Consider the following 19,423-nt stretch of genomic DNA (forward strand, 5'->3'; position numbering starts at 1 on the left):
GGGGGAGAGATCGCCGCGGTTATCCAAACCTCCATACACGGACATACAACGCCTGGAGCTGGACTCCATTGCCGCCATGACTGAAAGCAAGTGCTGCGACTGTGTATAAGAGTATCTGGAAGAACGAGAAGTGGCCTACAGTCTTATCCTGCTATCCACAGGAGCATTTTGCTGGAATGGAACCCTGCTGCTCTGGTTTCTCCTGCTGACTTCCACGCACTTGGCCAAGTCGACCGAAGTAGCCTGAAGACAGAGGCGTCTTCACGTGAAGACAGACACTGCGACGTGTCTTCACGTGAAGACGCCCGCAGGCCAGACCACGTATGCTGCACAGGAAATGCGCACACTTACCTTCTTTAACCACGCTGGAGGGGCTGCCAAAACGAGTCTGGCCCTCAACGTCGGTCACGCCTTGTCTATGGAAGGCTACCGTGTACTCCTCATAGACCTTGACCCTCAGGCAAACCTCAGCACCTGGCTGGGACACTCAATGGTCACTGACAACCAGACTGCTTTTCAAACGGCGATCAACAGCGAGGCGCGACTGCCCACGCCTCAAATAGTGCACGGCATGCGTCTCATTCCAAGCAATCTGCACCTGGCTCTTTCAGAAGGGCAGATGATGGCTCAGGAGGGTTCCACTCTTAATCTTCGATTTGCCCTGGAAGAGCTGAAGGGTGACTATGACGTGGTCCTCGTGGACAGCCCACCCAGCCTCGGCAAGCTCGCGGTTTTGGCTGCGCTGGCTGCTGACCTGCTGATTGTGCCGGTTCCGACCAGAGCCAAGGGGCTCAATGGTCTCCCGGGTGTAGCGGCAGCTTTGAACACCTACCGCCGTCTCAGGCCTGATCTCCGGGTCGGACTGTTTGTGCCGACACTCTATGATGGTCGCAATACCCATGACCGGGAGGTGTTGGAGGCGCTGCGACGCCAGATTCAGCCGCTCGCTGCCCCCCTGAGTTACCGGCCTGCGACATGGAACGACAGTGCAGGGGTAGGGGAGCCCATTCTTGTTTATGCACCGAATAGTCCCGCGGCCGCAGAAGTGCAGGCGCTGACTCGCGAAATCGCAATAATTGCTGGTCTGGAAAAGCAGGTCCACCATGGCTAAGCGAAAGTTTGATGCCACGGCGACCCTTGATGCGCTCCTCGGGCCGGCAGGTGCAGGAAATCTCGTCAGCCAGGATCAACTCCGCATGCTGGATGTACGCCAACTGACCCCCACGCCACATCAACCCCGCACGACCTTTACTGAGGGAAATCTACGGGAACTTGCTGATAGCATCCGTGAAAACGGTGTTTTACAACCGATTCTCGTCCGTACGACTCCAGCAGGGCTGGAAATTGTAGCGGGAGAAAGAAGGTGGCGTGCTGCCCAACTGGCAGGACTCACAACTATTCCCGCATATGTCCGGGACCTCGACGACCAGCAGGCCGCTGCTGCCAGTGCTGTCGAGAATCTGATTCGTGAGGATCTCAATCCTCTCGAAGAGGTAGAGGCCAAGCGCCGGATTGCCGCGCTGGCGCTTGATATACCGGAAGATCAAGTGATGACGCGCCTGCGTCGCCTGCTGGACAAACCCGAAGAGGATCCGGATGGCGTCAGGGAACTGGATACTGCATTTGGCCGCTTGGGCGGTGAAAAATGGCAGAGCTTTCTGCGGAACAAAGGTCGGATCCTGAATCTGCCTGAAGATGTGAAAGAGGCAGTTCGCGGGGGTCTGGACTACCGCAAAGCTCTGGTTATAGGAGGTGCTGGGGACGCTGAAGAGCGAGGGCGCCTTCTCGCCCTCGCCAGGGATGGAGCTACGGTTCAAGCCTTGCATGACGCACAGAAGCCACCACACACTCAACGTGAAGCTCAGATCAAAGCTGTGGCACGCGCCTTAGGGCAAAAGAGGCTGCTTGAACGCATCAGTCCTCGTCAACAGTCACGGGTTGACAAGTTAGTAGCTGAACTTCACCGGATTCTTGTCGAGGTGGACGAGGCTAACTGATCGGCCTTCCCATTCAGGGTGCCGTGTGTGGCACACCGGCATGAAGCATTCCAGATCCTCAGCTATTGCAACACGGTGGTCATGGGACGGACGAGTTCGCAAATTCTACTTTGCCCGCATGGAGCTTATTGCCGTGGTCTCGATCATCAGTGGCGTAGAGATTTCGCTCGTATGATCGACTCTTCTGCACTCAGGCAACAGCGGTACAGTCGCCCGCGTTTCCCTGCCCCGCGTTACAGTACAAGGTCTTGCCTCCCCGGCGATGGGCACTCCTGGTTGACGACTATAGACTCATCACGGCTGAATGGGCACCATCCCTACACTGGAAACGGATTTGACAGTGTCCACTCCTCCGAGAAAATACCCGCGTGGATAACGAACTGCTCAGTGACCGGTTCATGACCCTGCCGGCCAATGAAGCACACACCCTATGGCTACCCCATGGACCCTGATGATCGGATCTCCAGCCGGTGAGGGACCATGTGTGTGATCTGGCGTGAATGGCCCGGCCAGGACCAGCCAAAGAACGAAAGCAACCAACGAGGGGAGGCCATCGGATGCGCCTGGTAAAGAGTCAGGTTCAAATGGGTTGGATGAATGTCAATTCGGGCTGTCCGGTAGGGCGGCGAGGCTTCCCCAAGCTTCCTTCCGCGTTTGACCCCACCATTCCTGGTTACTGGGATGTCATTTTCCTGAAGTGCCGGATGCTGACGTTGGTGGACTCGCCACCGCAGAGGGAGCTGATTAAGTCTCACTTCTCTTCGCGAAGGTTTTTATGCGTTGGACTGAGCCAGGCCGTGTTTTCATCGCAAGAGGCATTCGGGCTGCACTGCCTTAACAATGATATATCCGCCTTCCAGATCGCAGCGCGGAAGCTGGAGGAGTGAGATGTGTCGCGAGCGTGAGGGTGCGAGGAGTTCTGGGCATGAGGTGCCCAGAACTCCTCGCATCTAAAGCGAATAGGGGAGAGGTTCTGGTGTCACGAGCGTGAACGTGCAGTTCACGCTCGTCCGGGAGAAGCGTCACCACGAGCAAATGTCCGGAGACAAGTTCAAAAAAGTTCAATCAGACCTTGGGGACAGTCTAAACAAGTTACGACCGCGAAACACAGATTTCTCTGAGTTCCCTCCTGACCAATATGTCTGAACCTTAGTGATGTTGACTTCTTTGATTGATCTTTTAAAAGATAAAAAGAATGATGATCATCATCAAGGGGAGTGCCTCGATACCGATAAACACGATGAAAAACCCACTTTTTCGCCTGAGTTGTCCGGTACCTGACGGGTTAAATCGCCTGAGTTGTCCGGTAGTTTCGCCTGAGTTGTCCGGTAGTTGAACACTCGATCGCCTGAGTTGTCCGGTAATAGAAGAGCCATGTTCGCCTGAGTTGTCCGGTATTAATTTCCTGGATTCGCCTGAGTTGTCCGGTATGTATAGAAAGGGATTCGCCTGAGTTGTCCGGTATTATCGCCTGAGTTGTCCGGTATAGGACGCACTTGGAAGAACCAAATCGCCTGAGTTGTCCGATGCCGGCTCCTGCGGCGTACATCTGGAGAGTTTTGCCGTTGAGTAGCAGCATTTAAGGGCTTCAAAGTCGAAATCGCCTGAGTTGTCCGGTACTGCATTCCCAGCAAACCGCCTGAGTTGTCCGGTATCGCCACCAGGGACGCGGAACGGTATCATGCGGCCATTCCACACTGGAGGCTTGGGCGTTGGCACGGAAAACCCGGAACGTGAAACGCTCACCGACACCGTTGACCGAAATTACTCGGATTGACGAAGCCAACGTGGGGCGCCTGGGGCTCATCAGCATCCAGGAGCGCGTCCCAGACACGTTTTCCTCCTGGACAGTGGAATTTCAGGTGGACGGCCGGCCGGCGACCCTGACCTGCGACGCCATGCCCAAGTACGGCGGCGTGCCCCACGGTCTCGACGGTGACATCGCCACGGCCATCATGGACCTGTACGTGGAATCCGGGTGCCCGGACGACGGACTGCTTCATACCACGGCGTACCAGATTCTCAAGCGGGCGGGTCTTGATGACTCTGGCCGGTACTACACCAATCTGAAGCAGACCCTGTACCGCCTCCGTACGGCCACGTATTCGGCGTCGGAAGCCTGGCGGGACCACCGGCGCGGCAACTGGACCACCGTGACCTTCAACTACCTCCAGGGCCTCGAATTTACAAGTGGAGACGAGGACCTGAACCTCAGCCGCAGCAGTGCTCTTCGTATCCGCCTGGCTGAACCTATCGTGCGGTCGGTGCGTTCGCAGTACACCAAACCATTGGACATCGAGTTTCTCACCAGCCTGGATCGTCCGCTGACCAGGGCGCTCTACCGCCTGCTGGATGCCCGGCGCTACTCGCCTGAAGATCCACGTACGCCTCGCATGACGTACAGCGTGAACCTGATTGACTGGGCTGCTGCCTGCAAGATCATTGACCAGCGCAGCAACAAGATCCGGTCCACGTTGCAAGGTGCCCACGATGAACTGATCGAGCGTCAGTACCTTGAAAGTGTTGAGTATGATGGGCGCGGTAAAAAACAGGTCATCACCTACCGCTTTGTCGAAGTAGGGGGCCGCAAGGCCGAACTGGATCTCCAGTCCTCTCCAGTGATGGCAGAGCTGGTCGGCCATAAGGTCTCGATCTCTGTAGCCCGCCGGCTGATGGAGGAGTTTGGTGAGGACCATATTCGGGAACGGCTTCAGAAGTTCCGGCGGTTACTCGACAGCGGATACCGCGTGCGCAACCGGTCAGCGCTGCTCGTGGATGTCATTCGTGACCAGGAAGACAAGTACCCGGAACCCTCGTCTACAGCCGTCTCGGCGCCTGGCCGCGCACCAGCGTCAGCTCCGCAGCCAGCTCGCATGCCCACCCTGGAAGAGGCCATGCATGAGCCCGAAACGCTGGAAGCGCAAGTTGAGAAGGCCATGAAGACCATTCAGTTTCTGCTGCGTGACCGGCTGAGTGTCAGCGAATACGGCCTGCTGCGTATGGGCCTGATCGTCGGCCAGCCTGATCCGGACCGCACCATGCGAGCCGCTCTGCAGGCAAAAAGGGACGGTACACTTGATGCATTCACCGACGACCTGCTTTCGGTCCTGGCCACTGTAAACCAGGACGTCCTGAGTGCGTCACCCGCAGTTTGAAAACGTCGCTTCTTTGACATGCGGTTCAGAAGTCCGGGATTGCCAACTTATCTACGCGTACTCTGCCAGATGCGGCCTGTCCAGTGGTGGTATTACAGGGCGACAAGGTCTCGGCCTGGCTCTGAGAAATCAGTGGCGTTCCATTACCGGACAACTCAGGCGATTTTGCACGCTAAGTCCTCTGTGGATGCGGGAAGGCTGCCCGTGATCCGGGTGGTTTCATCTGACCGGAGAAGATGTCAACCTGACTGGCGATGGCTGTACCTATATCTGGGTTTCTGCTGCTGTCAGGTTCTTTCGCTGGCTGTACCCATCTTTCCGGTCCCACCCGGGGCGGGGAATCCAGCGCTTCTCTATAGGTGCAGAGTAGAGGGAGGACTATGCACTTGATTGAAACCCTGCGCATTGAGGTTCAGGAACTGCGGGACGAGGCCAGCCGGCACGCTGGCGCGGGAGCCATTTACGCCGCAGGAGAAGCGGCGCGCGCAGCAGCTGGACTTACTGGCCTTATTGCGCGCCTGGAGACCATGCCAGAATGGCACGCACGACAGGCCACCGAGGACCATGCGTACTGGCTGGGGCTGGAGGCCCCCCGGTCCCTGGCTGCCGAGTGGGAGGTCGCCGCCTGTGAGCGTGCACTGTGCTGGCGCCAGGCATAAGCTCACAGGCGGTCCTGGAGCCCGCTCCAGAGGTCAGTCGTCCTGCGGCTCCTGTTCCCGCTCCTGAAGTTCCGCCAGGGGCGCCCCAGGTGTCAGCGCAAGATCGCACTGCGACATAAACGGCAGGTCAGTCGGGTATACACTGACGCCAACGGTCAGGGTGATGGTGCCTTCCCAGCGGCTCAGCACATAGTTCACGGCACTTTCCGGTGTGATGTCACGGGGCAGGACCAGGACCTCGGTGCCCAACTGTGTGATCCGCAGCTTGGACCGGAAGGGACTCTCTTCCAGCCAGGCCTGCAGTTCCTGAAACAACTGGTCCGTCGCCAGCGGCAGCTGGTGCGGATGCGTCACCTTGAGCAACAGGGGGTAAGCCCCGTGCGTGAGCAGTTCGGCCTCCGTGTCAAGCTGCCCGAGTTGTCCGATATGTACCGCCGCCTGATGAGCCAGCGTTAACGCGTCAGCGATCTCCGCCTGGGTCTCCAGGGTCAGGCGCCTCCAGGCCGGGTCCTCTGCGCCGTCAGGGGTCAGCACCACGGCGCCGTGACGAAGAATCTGCCACGACGTGAACGAGGCCGGGACCATCAGGAGTTCCACCTCGTCCATCCCCGTGACTGGCACCAGTTCCGCTTGCTGAAGCAGTTGTCCCAGGCCCGCGCTGAAATCCGGCGCTCCGTCTTCCAACGGGCTCAGCAGGGTTCCCAGGGGATTGACGAAGGCAATGATCACACCTGCATCCTAGACTGTCGCCCGTCAGCGTGCGCGGGGTAATCCCGGGGGTCGCCAGAAGGGGGACGGTCCTCAGGCTTCCAGAGCCTGTGCCGACCCTTCTCGGGCCCAAGAGCCATATTCAACAGGAGGACACGCTGCAGGCGGCCCGCATCTTAGGCCGCCTGCAGCGGAAAAGGAGGCCGCCTGGCCCCAGTGAGTTTCAGCTGAGCACGGCTCGACCGGACGGGTATCCGGCAGGGAGGAGCATGTAGGCTGCGGCCTTTCGTCAGCTTCTGAAGGCCGCAGCCAGCGCGGCTGTTGAACGCGAGAGCAGCGTGACATCCGTGCCTACGGCTACAAAGTTGTACCCCCAGGACAGATAGGTCCGTGCCTGCGCCTCATCGGTACTCAGGATGCCAGCAGCGCGACCGGTGGCCCGTATCCGGCGGGCCGCGTCCCGGATCGCGTCCTGGACTTCCGGGTGGCCCGGCAGCCCCAGATGCCCCATGCTGGCGGCGAGGTCAGCTGGCCCGATAAAGACCCCGTCCACGCCTGCCACTGAAGCGATAGCTTCCAGGGCTTCAAGCCCAGCCACGGACTCAACTTGAAGCAGCAGGCATACACCGTCATTGGCTTCGCCGAGGTAGCCCGCATCGCGTCCGAACCGGCTGGCACGGGCCAGTGCGGCGCCCACGCCCCGAACACCCAGCGGTGGATAGCGCGTTGCGGCCACCAGGGCGCGGGCCTGCTCGGGCGTATCCACCATGGGAATCAGCAGGGTCTGCGCTCCGATGTCGAGCAGCTGTTTGATGACCACGTCATTGCCGACCGGCGGGCGTACCACGGCGTGCGAGGGATACGGGGCGATCGCCTGCAGGCAGGACAGGGTCGATCGCAGATCGTTCGGGGCATGTTCCCCATCCACGGCCAGCCAGTCGAACCCGGCTCCGGCACACAGCTCGGCACTGTAGGGGTCAGCGAGTGCCAGCCACAGCCCGATCTGGGGTTTGCCCCCTGCAAGCGCCGCCTTGAACAGATTTTCAGACATGGGCTCCTCCTTGACCGCGGGGGGTGCCGACGAAGCGGCACGAGAAGGCACCCAGCGGTCCGTAATCAAAGGTGAACACGTCACCGCTGGAAATATCCACAGGACGGGTAAACGAGCCGGCCAGCACGAACTCGCCGGCACGCAGGCCTTCGCCGTGTGCGGCCAGACGGTTGGCCAGCCAGGCAATGCCCTGGGCTGGGTGTCCCAGCACGCCGGCAGCCACCCCGGTTTCTTCAATGACCCCGTTGCGCACGCACAGCGCCGCAGCCCAGCGCAGATCGATAGCGTCTGGCGCTACAGTCCGGCCGCCCATGATCACACCGGAGTTGGCGGCATTGTCGCTGATGGTGTCCATGACGCGGCGCGGCTTCCCGGTTTCCCGGCTGACCCGGGCAATGCGGGCGTCGATGATCTCCGCTGCCGGAGTCACGTATTCGGTGGCGCGCAGCACGTCGAACACCGTCACATGGGGCCCCTGCAGGTCACGGCCCAGCAGGAAGCCGAGTTCGACCTCCACACGCGGCTCCACGAAGCGTGAGAGGGGAATGTCTCCATTCGGCTCGAAGAACATGTCGTCGAGCAGCGCTCCGTAGTCCGGCTCATTGATCTGCACGGCCATCTGCATGGCCCGTGACGTCAGCCCGATCTTGTGGCCCACCACCCGGCGGCCATCCTCAATTTTGAGGGCCACCCAGGCGCGCTGAACCGCGTAGGCGTCAGCGACGGTCATGCCGGGGAAGCGTTCGCTGAAGGGCGAAAGCTGAACACCGCTGGATTCAGCGGCCTCCAGTTCGGCGGCGAGGCCCATCAGGGCTGTCTCGGGGATGACTCGGGGTAGCTCTATCATGCTGGTCTTCCCATCAGATCACATGGACCGGAATACCGGTCAGGGCTCCGGCCTCATGGGCCTGAAGGCCGCCGCCGAAGGCTTCCATCACCGAGGCTTCCTCAAACCAGCTGAGTGGCGTCTTTGCGCCCCACAGCGTCTGGCGCCGGGGGTCGTCTCGCATCCAGCGGATCGGCTTAAAGTCCGGGTCCACCGTGATGTAGTCGCTGGTATACAGCTCGATGCGGTGGCCGTCCGGGTCGCGGATGTACAGGAAAAAGGCGTTGGAGATACCGTGCCTTCCTGGGCCGCGCTCAATGCGCTCAGGCTGCCGGGCGCCGGCCAGGATGTCGCAGGTGCGGATAATCGAGTTCACGTCCGGCATCCAGTAGGCCCAGTGGTGCAGTCTCGGTCCTGGCCCGTTGGTCAGGGCCAGGTCGTGGACCCCTCCGCGGCGCTGGATCCACGCGGCCCAGTAGGCGTCGTGCTCGTCTACCGTGTATTCCGACAGTCGGAAATCCAGCTCGTTCAGGTACCAGTCCATGGTCGCTTTCACGTCCGGAACCATCACGTTGACGTGATCCACACGCTGCAGGCCCGGGCCGCGGTGGCGGTGGAACTCCTGCAGCATCCAGGGGTGCGTGCCAACCTCGTGGTAGAAGCTCAGCGGAATGCCGAAAGGATCCTGGAGCCGCAACATGCGGGGCCGGTCCAGTTCCTCTTCCCAGCGCCACGGCAGGTTCTGCTGCGCTGCCAGGGCAATCAGGGCGTCGAGGCTCTGCTCACCGCGCACCCGGTAACCCAGCTGACGGACGCGCACCGGGTCTTCGGGGCCGCGGCTCTGCTCGAGCTTCAGGGTCCACTCGCGGTCCTCCACGCCCCGCAGGTACAGGGCGTTGCCTTCCTCGTGCAGGATGTTCATGCCCAGCAGATCAACGTAAAACTCGCGGCTGGCGGCCAGGTCCGAGACCGTGAAGATGGCCTGCGCGATGCGGATGACGTCAGGCTTAGTCACGCGCGGCGCCTCCCTGATTCAGGAAGGCCTGGATGCGGCCCACGGCCTCGCTGCTGTCGTAGACCTCATACAGTGCCGAGTGCATGCGGACCGGGTCGCCGAAGAAGAAGCGCTCGTACAGTTCCTGGCGGCCCGCGAACGAGCTCATGGCCATGTCCCAGGCCAGCCGGAACAGCTTCAGGCGCTCGTCGGCGCTGGCGTTGCCGGCCTGCAGGAACCTGGCGATCTGCGGTCCCAGCGGTCCTTCGCGGTCGGCCTTGCTGGGCATCATGATGATGCCCGAGGCGCCCAGCAGCTGCAGCAGCTCCGGCAGACGCGCGTGGTTGGCCGGGTAATAGTTGCGTGCAGCGTCCAGGGGAGCGCGGGCCGGGGTCATCACGCCGTAGCTGTTGAGCGTGGCCTGCTCGCGGGCTGCCACCTCCAGGGCCTTCATGATCTCCAGCATGATGATGATTTCAGCGACCTTGCTCTGTACGTGCTGGAACTGACCGCTGCCGATGGCGTTGACGATGCTCTGCGCGGTGCCCAGAAAGGTCTCGGTCTTGGAGACCTTGAGGTTGACCACCTGGTAAGCCATGTGCAGCACGGCGTCCGTGCCGGCGTAGGCCTTGTTGGCCAGTTCCACGTCGTAGAGCAGGAATACGCGTTCCCAGGGAACAAGCACATCGTCGAAGATCACGAAGGCGTCCTGTTCGTCAAAACGGCTGGAGAGCGGATGATCCTCGGGGTCGCGGCCCACGTCGATGGGCTCGCGGCACTGGAAACTCAGGCCCGGCGTGTTGGTGGGCAGACCGAAACCCATGGCGTAGCGGCTCCTGTCGGCATTTTCCTTCAGGACCGTGGACGGGAAGATCAGGATCTCATCGGCGATGGGCAGGGTGGCCATCATGCGCGCGCCGCGCACGATAATGCCTTCTTCGCGCTCCTCGACCACACCCAGCGCGATGTACGGGTCGGGCAGCTCGGAGGCCATTTTAGCGCGGTTGACCTGAGGGTTGGTCAGGGCGTGCGTCAGGCACAGGTCGTGGTCGCGCACGTACTCGTAGTAGCGGCGCATGTTGGCGGCAAAGTCGCGCTTCGGGTCGCCGGCAATGCTGGCGCTGCAGGTGCTGAAGTACTCGGCCCCCATCCCGGCGGCCATGACGTTGGCATTCATGTAGTCGGGCGCGCGGCCCAGGAAGCCCAGACCGTAGTTCGCGCGCACGCGGTGGGCCTCGCCGATTTTGGCCAGGTCCTCTTTCGTGCGGGGCACCATGAAGGAGGTCGCGTAACGCACGCCGCCTTCTTCGTACGTGAGCAGGTCGCGCAGCTCAGGCTGATGCTGGAGGTCGTACAGGCCAGCCAGGGAGCGGCACATGTTGGCAGTGGACGGGTGCGTTGTAGGGTCCTCCACACGCTTGCCGTCGATGTACAGGGTTGGAGGGTTCTGGCGCAGGCGGTCGAGGAACTGCTGCCCGGTCACAGCGCCGGGAACACGTGTGCCTGCGCTGGAGTCGGCTATTGGACCAGTGGTTGTCTGAGTCATGGGAGAGCTCCTTTATCGGTCCTGGCTGGCCAGACCGGTGTAGTTCGGGTCCACGAAAAGCCCGCCCTGCCGCTGCTCGGTGATGTGGTCCGGGTCGCCGTGCAGGTGCTCGACCTGACTGGCATAGCCTTCGGCGTCGTCTTGAGGCTGATAGTCCAGGCGGTCCCAGCCTTCGGGCGACATCCAGCGGCGGGTGTTGCCGCTGATGCCGGCCACGGTCAGGTAGCCGACGTCCGGGGCCGTGACAGCCCGGCTGAACAGCTGAGTAGCGTCCCGGGGCGAGAGCCAGGTAGACAGGTGGCGGCGGTCTTTAGGCTGCGGCTGGAACGAGCAGATGCGCACACTGACGAATTCCATCCCGTAGCGCTCCCAGTACATGCGGCCCAGGGCCTCGCCGAAGACCTTGCTGACGCCGTAATAGGTGTCGGGCCGCACCGGCACGTCCGGGGAAATGGTCTCGCTGCGGGGGTAGAAGCCCACCGTGTGGATACTGGACGCGAAGGCTACGCGCCGCACTCCAGCCTGCCGCGCCGCTTCCAGGACGTGATAGGTGCCGTCCATGTTCACCGCACGGATGCGTTCATAGGTGTGCTCGTCAGCGATGGCGCCCAGGTGGATCACCGCGTCGACGCCTTGCATCGCGGCAAGAACCTCATCGAAATGGGTCAGGTCGGCTTGGACGATCTCCTCGCCGGCCTGCGCCTCGCTGAGGTCACGGAGGTCGGTCAGGCGCAGCAGCGGGAAGTGGCCGCGCAGCCCCTCACGCAGGGCCTGGCCGATGGTCCCGGCCGCCCCAGTGATCAGCACGCGCTGCGGTGAGTTCATCCTTCCACCACGGTCTTGTCCACTTTGGGCGCCTGACCGACGCCCAGCTTCGCGGTCTTGTGGGTGCCCAGGGAAATGGCGATGTTCTTGGTCTCCATGTAGAACTCAAAGGAGTAGTCCCCGCCGTCCCGGCCGATGCCACTGTTTTTCACGCCGCCAAAGGGAGTGGGCAGGTGCCGCACGTTCTCGCTGTTGACCCAGATCATCCCGGCCTCCAGGCCCTGCGCGAAGCGGTGCGCGCGGGTCAGGTCGTTGGTCCACAGGTAGCCTGCCAGGCCGTACTTCACGTCGTTGGCCAGCGCCAGGGCGTCGGCTTCGTCGGTGAAGGGAATGGCGGTCAGCACAGGTCCGAAAATCTCCTCCTGGGCGATGGCCATATCGTTCCTGGCGCCGGTAAACAGGGTGGGGGAGACAAAGTTCCCCGCTTGGCCCACGCGCTCGCCACCGGCGGCGATGGTGGCCCCTTCCTCACGGGCCTTGCCGAAGTAGGACATGACCTTCTCGAAATGGCGAGGGTGCACCAGCGGCCCGACCTCAGTTTCAGGGTCCAGGGGATCGCCGACACGGATGTTGCGCGCGCGCTCGGCGATGCGGGCGGTGAACTCGTCGTAGATGCCTTCCTGCACCAGCACCCGGCTGGAACTGGTGCAGCGCTCGCCGTTGAGCGAGTAGATCATGAACACCACGGCGTCCAGAGCGCGGTCCAGGTCCGCATCGTCGAACACCACGACCGGGTTCTTACCGCCTAGTTCGAAATGCACGCGCTTGAGGGTCTCGGCCCCCTGGCGCATGATGTGGCTCCCGGTGGTGGTCTCGCCCACGAAGGCGATGGCCTTGATCAGCGGGTGCTCGGTTAGCGCCTTGCCAGCGCTCTCGCCGAAGCCGTGCACCAGGTTGTGCACACCCCCCGGCAGCCCCGCTTCGTCCATGATTTCGGCCAGCAGCGTGGCGCTGACCGGGCTCCACTCGGCCGGCTTGTGCACGACCGTGCAGCCTGCCGCCAGCGCAGGAGCAATTTTCCAGGTGGACAGCATGAACGGCGTGTTCCAGGGCGTAATTACGCCCACCGGGCCGATGGGCTGGCGCAGGGTGTAATTGATGAAGCCGGGGGCCGGCAGGCTCTGGCCATCGCCCGCGCCTGGCGCCCGGTCGGCATAGAAGCGGAAGTTCTCGGCGCCGCGGGTGGCCGCGGATTTCATAAACCGGATCGCCTGACCGGTATCGATGCTTTCGAGCACCGCGATTTCCTGAGCCCGCGCCTCGATCAGGTCGGCAATGCGGTGCAGGATCCTGCGCCGCTCGGCGCCGCTGACCTCCCGCCAGGTCCGGAAGGCTTCGTGGGCGGCCTGGGCAGCCCGGTCGATGTCCTGAGCGTCGCCACTGGCCACCTGGGTCAGGAAGGCATTGTCCACCGGGGAGTGCGTGTCGAAGGTCTCGCCGCTGCTGGAGGCTACCCACTGGCCACCGACAAAGTGTTGCAGGCCTCCTATGAGGCGCTCTTCACGCAGCCGGCGTGCCAGATCGTGATTGGGGCTGATTGTCTGTGTCATGGTCGCTCCTTAAAAGGTGGAGAGGCTCGTCATGCTGAGGGCGTCGCTGCGGCTCAGCGGCCGTCCCACTCGCCTTCCTTGCTTTCCTGTCCGGTAATCGGCTCGGCAAGGTTATCTTCTTCCTGAATGTCGTTGATCAGCGTGCCCAGGCCCTCGATCTCCAGGCGCATCACGTCCCCCGGGTGCACGTGGCTGATGCCCTTGGGGGTGCCGGTCAGAATCACGTCGTCCTTTTGCAGGGTCATGAAGCGGCTGATGTGCTCGATCAGTTCAGGAATTCCGAAAATCATGTCCCGGGTGCTGCCTTCCTGGCGCAGTTCGTCGTTGACGTAGGCGCGCAGGGTCAGGTCGTGGGGATCTTTGATCTCGTCGGCGGTGACGTAGTACGGTCCGAGCGGCCCGAAGGTGTCCCAGCCTTTACCGCGCATAGGGGGGCGGAAGGTATTGGTGACGTAATCGCGCACGACCAGATCGTTGCCGATGGTGTAGCCGCCGACGTAATCCATGGCGTCTTTGGCCTTGACCCTGCGGGCGTCGCGGCCGATGATCACTCCGAGTTCCACCTCGTAGTGCATAAACTGGGCGCCGCGCGGGTAAATCACCGTACCACCGTGAGGCAGCAGGGTGGTATTCGGCTTCCAGAACAGCGCGGGCTCCTTGGGCTGGGTCAGGCCAAGTTCGCCGGCGTGGTCGTTGAAGTTCAGGGCCAGGGCGATCACCTTGGGCGGATCGACCGGCAGGCGGAAGTGCACCTTGCTGGGGTCGTGAGCCACGCCTGCGGCGTCAATCAGGTGGTTGTCGTGCAGATGACCGGTGAGCGGCCGGCCACCGCTGATGAAACGAGCGTATTTCATGGATTCTCCTGGGCTGACACTAAAAGTGAAGTGACCTTCAGCATAGGCCTGGGGCGGCCTTCGGGTTTTTGGAGATTCCATGAATCCTGGCTGTTTCATTTGTAGAATCAGACAAATGCCTCAGCTTTCCGACCTGTGTGTGGCCCTGGATCTGCCGGTGCCAGATCATGGCAGCTGTGCCTGGACCACACCTGAGGACGCCTGCGCGCTGCTGCCTGATCAGCCGGCCGAGGTGGTCCGGACGGCCGTACTGGCCTTCCGGGCGCAGCAGATGGCCGCCGTGCCCGGAAGCGCCAGCGTGTTTGCCGCGCTGCGCGAGGCCGTTGCCCATCCCCAGCCCGAGCGTGAACTGACGCGCCTGTTGGCACGTTTGACTGGAGGATTCGTCGCCATTCATGCCAGCTGGGGGGACCTGGTGGCTTCGTCTGGTGATCCCCGCCCAGGGCAGGTCTGGAAACTCATCCATAAAACCCGTCACGTGGGCACGCTGACCATGGCCGTCGCCGCTCGGTGGGCGCCGCTGATGCCGGTGGCTGCCGAGTACGCCCTGCTGGCGCGCCTGCAGTCGGCCGCCGCCGGGGCCGCGCGCCGCCGAGTGGGAGAGCGGTCCCTGGACGCCCTGCTTTCAGGCCAGGACGATGCTCCAGGGCTCGGGAGCGGACCCTTCGCGCTGGCCGTGGCGCGCTTTTCGCACGAGACGGCAGCCACGAAGACAGCCCGCGCTGCCCAGGAACACGCGCTTGACGTGCTGGCCAGCGCAGGTGAGGGGTATTTCATGGAGCGGGGGGTGACCGCCTATTCCACGGTGCGTGGTCAGCGGGCCGTCTGGCTGTGGCCTACGCGCGACCTGCCCCGCGAGGGTGTGGCCCTGCATGCCGCGCTGCTGGCCTCCACAGAGCAGGACGTCCGCCTGGGCGTGAGTGCCAGGCACCATGCCGGAAACGTGCGCGGCGCGTTTGATGAGGCTTCCCAGGCGCTGACGGGCACCCGGGAAGCCAGAGGCTGCACTCTGTTTCAGGAACTTGACCCGCTGCATACGCTGCTTACCAGTGGCGCCCTGAGTACCTTGCAGGCGCAAGTGCGCTCGCGCCTGGCCACCCTGGACGACAGCGGGCGGACTGAAGTGACCTTGCGGGCCTACCTGAACCACACCGGACCCCTGACGGGCCTGGCGGCCCAGCTGCACATTCATGTCAATACCCTGCGCTACCGCCTGCGCCGCGCAGAAGAGGTACTGGGCGGCCCGTTGGATGATCCACATCTGCTGGCCCGGCTGTATCTGGCCTTCGAAGCCCGGCCGTAAGCTCAAGTTCGGCCAGGACTGGTTCATCAACCGGTTCCCGCGTCTCCGTTCCAGGGAAAAGTTGCGCCCAGTGAGCCCGTGTGCCGATTCGGCCAGGGTTCATCTGACGTGTTGGAAACATGGTCTGAGTCTGCTGACAGGCTGACGTTTCGACTCGGCAGGCCTCACCGGCAACCAAAATTTTTCTGACGTATTGACAAATGGCAATATGTAGATCAGTATAGATCTATGGAATTCGATACGACAGCAGAGGTGTTCAAGGCCCTGGGCGATCCTCACCGCCTGAAAGCCCTTCACTTTCTGGCCACGGCGACCCCGGGCTGCTGCCAGAACGGAGAGAGCGTCTGTGCCTGCGACCTGGTCGATCACCTGGGGTTGGCGCAACCGACCGTGAGTCACCACATGCGGCTGCTTGTCAATGCTGGGCTGGTGACTGCTGAGAAGCGCGGCCGCTGGACCCACTACACGCTGAGCCTTCAGGGTCTGGACACCGTGCAGTCCCTTCTGAACATCCTCGCCCGGCAGATTGCTCAGTCTCCTGCCTGCACGCCCGCTTCCCGTCCTCAAGCCCAGGCTTCTTAAGCCGCCTTCCTCAAAAGGAGTCCACATGAACACCCTCTGGCTTGTCGAGACTTCCGTTGACCGCCTTCAGCAACTCCGCCAGGAGGCCAGGCACGAAGCCCTGGTGCGACAGGCGCGCCGCCGCGTGTCCTGGGACCCCCGCCTTCTGTTTCACCTGCCTGCCCCCAGGTTATCTTCCGCCCCCTGCCTGACCTGCTAAAGGAGCCCTGCCATGACCCAGACGATTCCCGGCCTGACCGACCAGACCACCACTGCTGCCCTGATTGCCCGGCTCCGCACCCTTCCTCAACGGCCCCTGGAATTCCACCTGCACGGCGAAGTCCTGGTTCCGGCCGGTTACCACGTCACCGAGGTCAAGGCCGTCACTGTCGAGGCGATGGACTGCGGCGGTAAGGCCAGCGCCTGGCGAGAAACCGTCATCCAGCTGATGGACGGGACCACAGAAGAAGCCAAGGCGGGATTCATGACCAACCGCAAATTTCTGGCTATTTATGACCGGGTGGTCCGGCATATTCCCGTCCGGGAGGAAGCGGAAGTCCGGTTCGAGTACGGCAGTGGTGAGCGCCCGGCCCTGCAGTACCACGTCACGCACATCGAAACGCAGCCGGAGCGCATGATCGTGCACCTGCGTACGCCTGGCGTGCAGTGCAAGGCCGCTGACGCCTGTGGGCTGCCGGCTGCCGACGCCGCCGGAGACTGCGTGCCCGAGAGCGGCTGCTGCGCGCCTCAGGCCCCGATTTCCCTCAGCTGATGATCCGGCCTTCTGCGTCCACGCCACTCCTGGTGTGGACGCTGGCCTTGCTCAGCACGGTCAGCTACGGCGCCCTCTGGTATGCCCAGCCGCTCCTGGCAGTCGCGACTGAGGAGACGTTTGGCTGGAGCCGCACCCATACTGGCCTGGCCTTTACCCTGGCGCTGGTCGTCACGGCAGTACTGGCTCCCAGAGTGGGCCGCAGACTCGATCAAAATGGCGGGCGAATCCTTCTGACCTCTGGGGCGGTGCTGGGTGCCGTGGCGTTTGTGATTCTCGCCGTGTCCTCCTCGTACCCCATGTTCGTCGTCGGGTGGCTGCTGGCGGGCATAGCGATGAGTCTGACGTTCTACGAGGCAGTGTTCACCGTACTGGCCCACCAGCTGGGTGGTTCCGCGCGGGCCCGCGCCAGCCTGACCATCACCCTGGTGGCAGGACTGGCCAGCACGGTGTTCGTGCCGCTGACCACCGTCCTGCTGCAGGGTTTTGGGCGGCAACCGGCCCTGCTCAGTCTGGCCGCGCTGCTGCTGGCTATGGGGGCGCTGGTCTGGACGGTACTGCCGAACTCGAGTGGAGCGCCTGCGGCCGGGTCTCCATTTGTCCCGGACCGCCGGTTTTTCCGGCTGACGGCCGCTTTCACCCTGGCGCGGATCATCACCGTAGGAGTGGGACTGCAACTGGTGCCGCTGCTGCTCGGATCTGGGTACCCGCCACTTGAGGCTGCCGGGCTGGCCGCGTGGATGGGCCTGGCGGCGCTGCCCGGCCGGATGCTGTTTATGCCGCTGATGGCCCGGTGGCAGGCCGTGCCACTCAGCGCTGCCCTGATCGCCGGGTTGTCAGCCGCGACCCTGCTGTTTCACTGGGCAGACTCCGCGGCGGCGGCGGTGCTCGGCGCGGGCCTTTTCGGCATGACGAACGGTGCGCTGACGCTCGCTCGCAATGAAGTTTTGCTGGCTGCGTACAGGACAGAAGTTTTTGGAGCTGCCAACGGCCGGATGGCCTCGTGGGTGAATGGGGCCCAGGCCCTGACCCCTCTGGGAGTAGGGTTCCTGTTCACCATGACCGCCGGGTACAGCGTTTCACTGAGCATGATGGCTGGGCTGGGCGTGACCGCCGTGCTGGTGCTGGCCTCTATGGGCAGACGGGACACGCTGGATAAACCGGCTTTTCCAGAGGTTTCAGGGCGTCAGTAGAGCTGGAAACAGGGGAGGCGCGCTGTAGCTGAAGCGACGTTCTTCCGGCAATCGCCTGTGTTGTCCGGCATGGGCGGTTGCCTGCCGACAGGAATCACATCCAGTCGCAGGAGCCGGACCTCCTGGGAACCCGGTTCAACCGTGAAATGGCGTGGAAAGCGGAGCAGCGGACTCTGCTAGCATTCCAGCAACCACAACGCAGTGTTTTTGCACGGAGGCTCACTATGAAAACCCGGTTGCTCCTGACCGCTTTGCTTGCCACCACGTCCCTTGCCCTGGCCGAAGTCCGCGTCGGCGTCATCGTTTCGTCTACCGGTCCCGCGGCCAGCCTGGGGATTCCCGAGAAAAACACGGTCGTGCTGCTGCCGCAGACCGTTGCCGGCCAGAAGATCGTCTACACCATTCTGGACGACGCCTCCGACACCACGGCCGCCGTCACCAATGCGCGCAAGCTGATTCAGGACGGCAAGGTCGATCTGATTATCGGCACGACCACGACGCCCGCCTCACTCGCCATGATCGACGTGGTGTCCCAGGCCAGGGTGCCGATGATCAGTCTGGCTGCCTCCGAGAGCATCATCAAGCCAGTTGATGCCAAGCGCAGCTGGGTCTTTAAGACGCCTCAGACCGACGCCCTGATGGCCGCGGCCATTGTGCAGCACATGGTGAAAAACAAGGTGCGCACTGTGGGCTACATCGGCTTCAATGACGCCTACGGTGAGGGATGGGCCAACGAACTCAAGCGCAACGCGGCGGCGCGCGGCATCAAGGTGATTGCTGAGGAACGTTATGGCCGCAGTGACACGAGCGTCACCGGGCAGATCCTGAAGCTTGTCGCGGCCAGGCCCGATGCCATCCTGGTCGGGGCGTCCGGAGTTCCAGCTGTTCTGCCACAGAAGACCCTGAATGACCGCGGCTATACCGGCACCATCTATCAGACCCACGGCGTAGCCAACGCTGACTTCCTGCGGGTGGGGGGCAAGGACGTCGAAGGCGCCATCCTTCCTGCGGGCCCCGTCCTGGTTGCCGATCAGCTGCCCACGACCAACCCCACCCGCCGCGTCGGGCTGGCCTACATGAACCTGTACGAGGCAAAGTACGGCAAGGACAGCGTCAGCACCTTTGGCGCGCACATGTGGGACGCCGGGCTGCTGATGCAGAAGGCGCTTCCTGTAGCTCTCAAGAAAGCCCAGCCCGGCACGCCTGCCTTCCGTGAGGCGCTGCGTGATGCTCTTGAAGGAACCCGGAACGTGATCGGGGCGCACGGCATTTTCAACCTGAGCGCTACCGACCACCTGGGGCTTGACGCGCGCAGCCGCGTGATGGTGCAGATTGTGAATGGGGGCTGGAAACTGCTGAAGTAACCGAGCGGCACAACAGGAGGAGGGGGTATTTGCCCCTCCTCTTTTTTGTGGTTCTGCGTAGCGCT

The 19,423-nt window shown here is 62.6% G+C and carries 18 protein-coding genes; 9 read left to right on the forward strand and 9 right to left on the reverse strand.

The window, feature by feature from the left end:
- Positions 1-337 precede the first annotated feature (337 nt).
- The 4 genes from DEIDE_RS14745 to DEIDE_RS14765 all read left to right on the forward strand — a co-directional run bounded on the left by DEIDE_RS14745 (position 338) and on the right by DEIDE_RS14765 (position 5,811).
- A complete protein-coding gene (locus DEIDE_RS14745) occupies positions 338-1,111 on the forward strand; it encodes a ParA family protein (protein WP_041227844.1) in 774 nt (257 codons plus the stop codon).
- Positions 1,104-1,997 (forward strand): ParB/RepB/Spo0J family partition protein, encoded by an 894-nt coding sequence (locus tag DEIDE_RS18730; RefSeq protein ID WP_012695126.1) that lies wholly within the window; start codon positions 1,104-1,106, stop codon positions 1,995-1,997. Before DEIDE_RS14745 ends, DEIDE_RS18730 begins: the two co-directional genes overlap by 8 nt.
- Positions 1,998-3,730: 1,733 nt before the next feature.
- Positions 3,731-5,152 carry a replication initiator protein A gene (locus DEIDE_RS14760; protein ID WP_242403011.1) on the forward strand — a complete coding sequence of 474 codons (1,422 nt, stop codon included), beginning with the start codon at positions 3,731-3,733 and terminating at the stop codon, positions 5,150-5,152.
- Between the two features lie 380 nt (positions 5,153-5,532).
- On the forward strand, positions 5,533-5,811 hold the full coding sequence (locus DEIDE_RS14765) for a hypothetical protein (RefSeq protein ID WP_041227851.1): 279 nt from the start codon (positions 5,533-5,535) through the stop codon (positions 5,809-5,811).
- Positions 5,812-5,844: 33 nt separating this feature from the next.
- Here the strand turns inward: DEIDE_RS14765 and DEIDE_RS14770 are convergent, their stop codons facing one another.
- From DEIDE_RS14770 to DEIDE_RS14805, 8 genes are all read right to left on the reverse strand, one after another.
- The gene (locus tag DEIDE_RS14770) at positions 5,845-6,540 is read right to left on the reverse strand and encodes an HAD family hydrolase (protein WP_012695129.1); all 696 of its coding nucleotides are present in this window, start codon (positions 6,538-6,540) and stop codon (positions 5,845-5,847) included.
- A gap of 268 nt (positions 6,541-6,808) precedes the next feature.
- Positions 6,809-7,570 (reverse strand): 4-hydroxy-2-oxoheptanedioate aldolase, encoded by a 762-nt coding sequence (gene hpaI, locus DEIDE_RS14775; protein WP_012695130.1) that lies wholly within the window; start codon positions 7,568-7,570, stop codon positions 6,809-6,811.
- Positions 7,563-8,417, reverse strand: coding sequence for a 2-oxo-hept-4-ene-1,7-dioate hydratase (gene hpaH / locus DEIDE_RS14780; protein ID WP_041227853.1), 855 nt, complete (start codon positions 8,415-8,417; stop codon positions 7,563-7,565). Before hpaH ends, hpaI begins: the two co-directional genes overlap by 8 nt.
- A 13-nt stretch (positions 8,418-8,430) precedes the next feature.
- Positions 8,431-9,411 carry a 3,4-dihydroxyphenylacetate 2,3-dioxygenase gene (gene hpaD / locus DEIDE_RS14785; protein WP_012695132.1) on the reverse strand — a complete coding sequence of 327 codons (981 nt, stop codon included), beginning with the start codon at positions 9,409-9,411 and terminating at the stop codon, positions 8,431-8,433.
- Complete coding sequence (gene hpaB, locus DEIDE_RS14790) at positions 9,404-10,936, reverse strand: 4-hydroxyphenylacetate 3-monooxygenase, oxygenase component (RefSeq protein ID WP_012695133.1); 1,533 nt, start codon at positions 10,934-10,936, stop codon at positions 9,404-9,406. The genes hpaD and hpaB overlap by 8 nt, the downstream gene beginning before the upstream one ends.
- Positions 10,937-10,948: 12 nt before the next feature.
- Positions 10,949-11,761 carry an NAD-dependent epimerase/dehydratase family protein gene (locus tag DEIDE_RS14795; protein WP_012695134.1) on the reverse strand — a complete coding sequence of 271 codons (813 nt, stop codon included), beginning with the start codon at positions 11,759-11,761 and terminating at the stop codon, positions 10,949-10,951.
- Positions 11,758-13,311 carry a 5-carboxymethyl-2-hydroxymuconate semialdehyde dehydrogenase gene (gene hpaE, locus DEIDE_RS14800; protein WP_012695135.1) on the reverse strand — a complete coding sequence of 518 codons (1,554 nt, stop codon included), beginning with the start codon at positions 13,309-13,311 and terminating at the stop codon, positions 11,758-11,760. Before hpaE ends, DEIDE_RS14795 begins: the two co-directional genes overlap by 4 nt.
- Positions 13,312-13,364: 53 nt before the next feature.
- The gene (locus tag DEIDE_RS14805; protein ID WP_012695136.1) at positions 13,365-14,165 is read right to left on the reverse strand and encodes a fumarylacetoacetate hydrolase family protein; all 801 of its coding nucleotides are present in this window, start codon (positions 14,163-14,165) and stop codon (positions 13,365-13,367) included.
- Positions 14,166-14,280: 115 nt separating this feature from the next.
- Here DEIDE_RS14805 and DEIDE_RS14810 point away from each other — a divergent pair, with 115 nt between their 5' ends.
- Both DEIDE_RS14810 and DEIDE_RS14815 read left to right on the forward strand, forming a co-directional pair.
- A complete protein-coding gene (locus DEIDE_RS14810) occupies positions 14,281-15,468 on the forward strand; it encodes a PucR family transcriptional regulator (RefSeq protein ID WP_012695137.1) in 1,188 nt (395 codons plus the stop codon).
- 228 nt (positions 15,469-15,696) lie between these two features.
- A complete protein-coding gene (locus DEIDE_RS14815) occupies positions 15,697-16,050 on the forward strand; it encodes an ArsR/SmtB family transcription factor (RefSeq protein ID WP_012695138.1) in 354 nt (117 codons plus the stop codon).
- 10 nt (positions 16,051-16,060) lie between these two features.
- Here the strand turns inward: DEIDE_RS14815 and DEIDE_RS19250 are convergent, their stop codons facing one another.
- Positions 16,061-16,204: a hypothetical protein gene (locus tag DEIDE_RS19250; RefSeq protein WP_162485691.1), complete on the reverse strand. Its 144-nt coding sequence runs from the start codon at positions 16,202-16,204 to the stop codon at positions 16,061-16,063.
- Between the two features lie 57 nt (positions 16,205-16,261).
- Between DEIDE_RS19250 and DEIDE_RS14820 the strand changes: the two genes are divergently transcribed.
- The 3 genes from DEIDE_RS14820 (at position 16,262) to DEIDE_RS14830 (ending at position 19,358) form a co-directional block, all read left to right on the forward strand.
- Entirely contained in the window at positions 16,262-16,801 is a 540-nt protein-coding gene (locus DEIDE_RS14820) for a DUF6428 family protein (protein ID WP_012695139.1), read from the forward strand.
- Positions 16,801-17,994, forward strand: a complete 1,194-nt coding sequence (locus DEIDE_RS14825) for an MFS transporter (RefSeq protein ID WP_012695140.1) — start codon at positions 16,801-16,803, stop codon at positions 17,992-17,994. Before DEIDE_RS14820 ends, DEIDE_RS14825 begins: the two co-directional genes overlap by 1 nt.
- Positions 17,995-18,218: 224 nt before the next feature.
- The gene (locus DEIDE_RS14830; protein WP_012695141.1) at positions 18,219-19,358 is read left to right on the forward strand and encodes an ABC transporter substrate-binding protein; all 1,140 of its coding nucleotides are present in this window, start codon (positions 18,219-18,221) and stop codon (positions 19,356-19,358) included.
- Positions 19,359-19,423: the final 65 nt, after the last annotated feature.

The sequence above is a fragment of the Deinococcus deserti VCD115 genome (assembly GCF_000020685.1).
GTDB classification, from domain to species: Bacteria; Deinococcota; Deinococci; order Deinococcales; family Deinococcaceae; genus Deinococcus; species Deinococcus deserti.

What these genes read in the sequence shown, in the direction of transcription:
- DEIDE_RS14815 (WP_012695138.1), top strand. Translation starts at nt 15,697, where the DNA reads ATGGAATTCGATACGACAGCAGAGGTGTTCAAGGCCCTGGGCGATCCT.
- DEIDE_RS18730 (WP_012695126.1), top strand. Translation starts at nt 1,104, where the DNA reads ATGGCTAAGCGAAAGTTTGATGCCACGGCGACCCTTGATGCGCTCCTC.
- DEIDE_RS14805 (WP_012695136.1), bottom strand. Translation starts at nt 14,165, where the DNA reads ATGAAATACGCTCGTTTCATCAGCGGTGGCCGGCCGCTCACCGGTCAT.
- DEIDE_RS14810 (WP_012695137.1), top strand. Translation starts at nt 14,281, where the DNA reads ATGCCTCAGCTTTCCGACCTGTGTGTGGCCCTGGATCTGCCGGTGCCA.
- hpaB (WP_012695133.1), bottom strand. Translation starts at nt 10,936, where the DNA reads ATGACTCAGACAACCACTGGTCCAATAGCCGACTCCAGCGCAGGCACA.
- hpaH (WP_041227853.1), bottom strand. Translation starts at nt 8,417, where the DNA reads ATGATAGAGCTACCCCGAGTCATCCCCGAGACAGCCCTGATGGGCCTC.
- DEIDE_RS14745 (WP_041227844.1), top strand. Translation starts at nt 338, where the DNA reads ATGCGCACACTTACCTTCTTTAACCACGCTGGAGGGGCTGCCAAAACG.
- hpaI (WP_012695130.1), bottom strand. Translation starts at nt 7,570, where the DNA reads ATGTCTGAAAATCTGTTCAAGGCGGCGCTTGCAGGGGGCAAACCCCAG.
- DEIDE_RS14765 (WP_041227851.1), top strand. Translation starts at nt 5,533, where the DNA reads ATGCACTTGATTGAAACCCTGCGCATTGAGGTTCAGGAACTGCGGGAC.
- DEIDE_RS14795 (WP_012695134.1), bottom strand. Translation starts at nt 11,761, where the DNA reads ATGAACTCACCGCAGCGCGTGCTGATCACTGGGGCGGCCGGGACCATC.
- DEIDE_RS14830 (WP_012695141.1), top strand. Translation starts at nt 18,219, where the DNA reads ATGAAAACCCGGTTGCTCCTGACCGCTTTGCTTGCCACCACGTCCCTT.
- hpaE (WP_012695135.1), bottom strand. Translation starts at nt 13,311, where the DNA reads ATGACACAGACAATCAGCCCCAATCACGATCTGGCACGCCGGCTGCGT.
- DEIDE_RS14825 (WP_012695140.1), top strand. Translation starts at nt 16,801, where the DNA reads ATGATCCGGCCTTCTGCGTCCACGCCACTCCTGGTGTGGACGCTGGCC.
- DEIDE_RS14820 (WP_012695139.1), top strand. Translation starts at nt 16,262, where the DNA reads ATGACCCAGACGATTCCCGGCCTGACCGACCAGACCACCACTGCTGCC.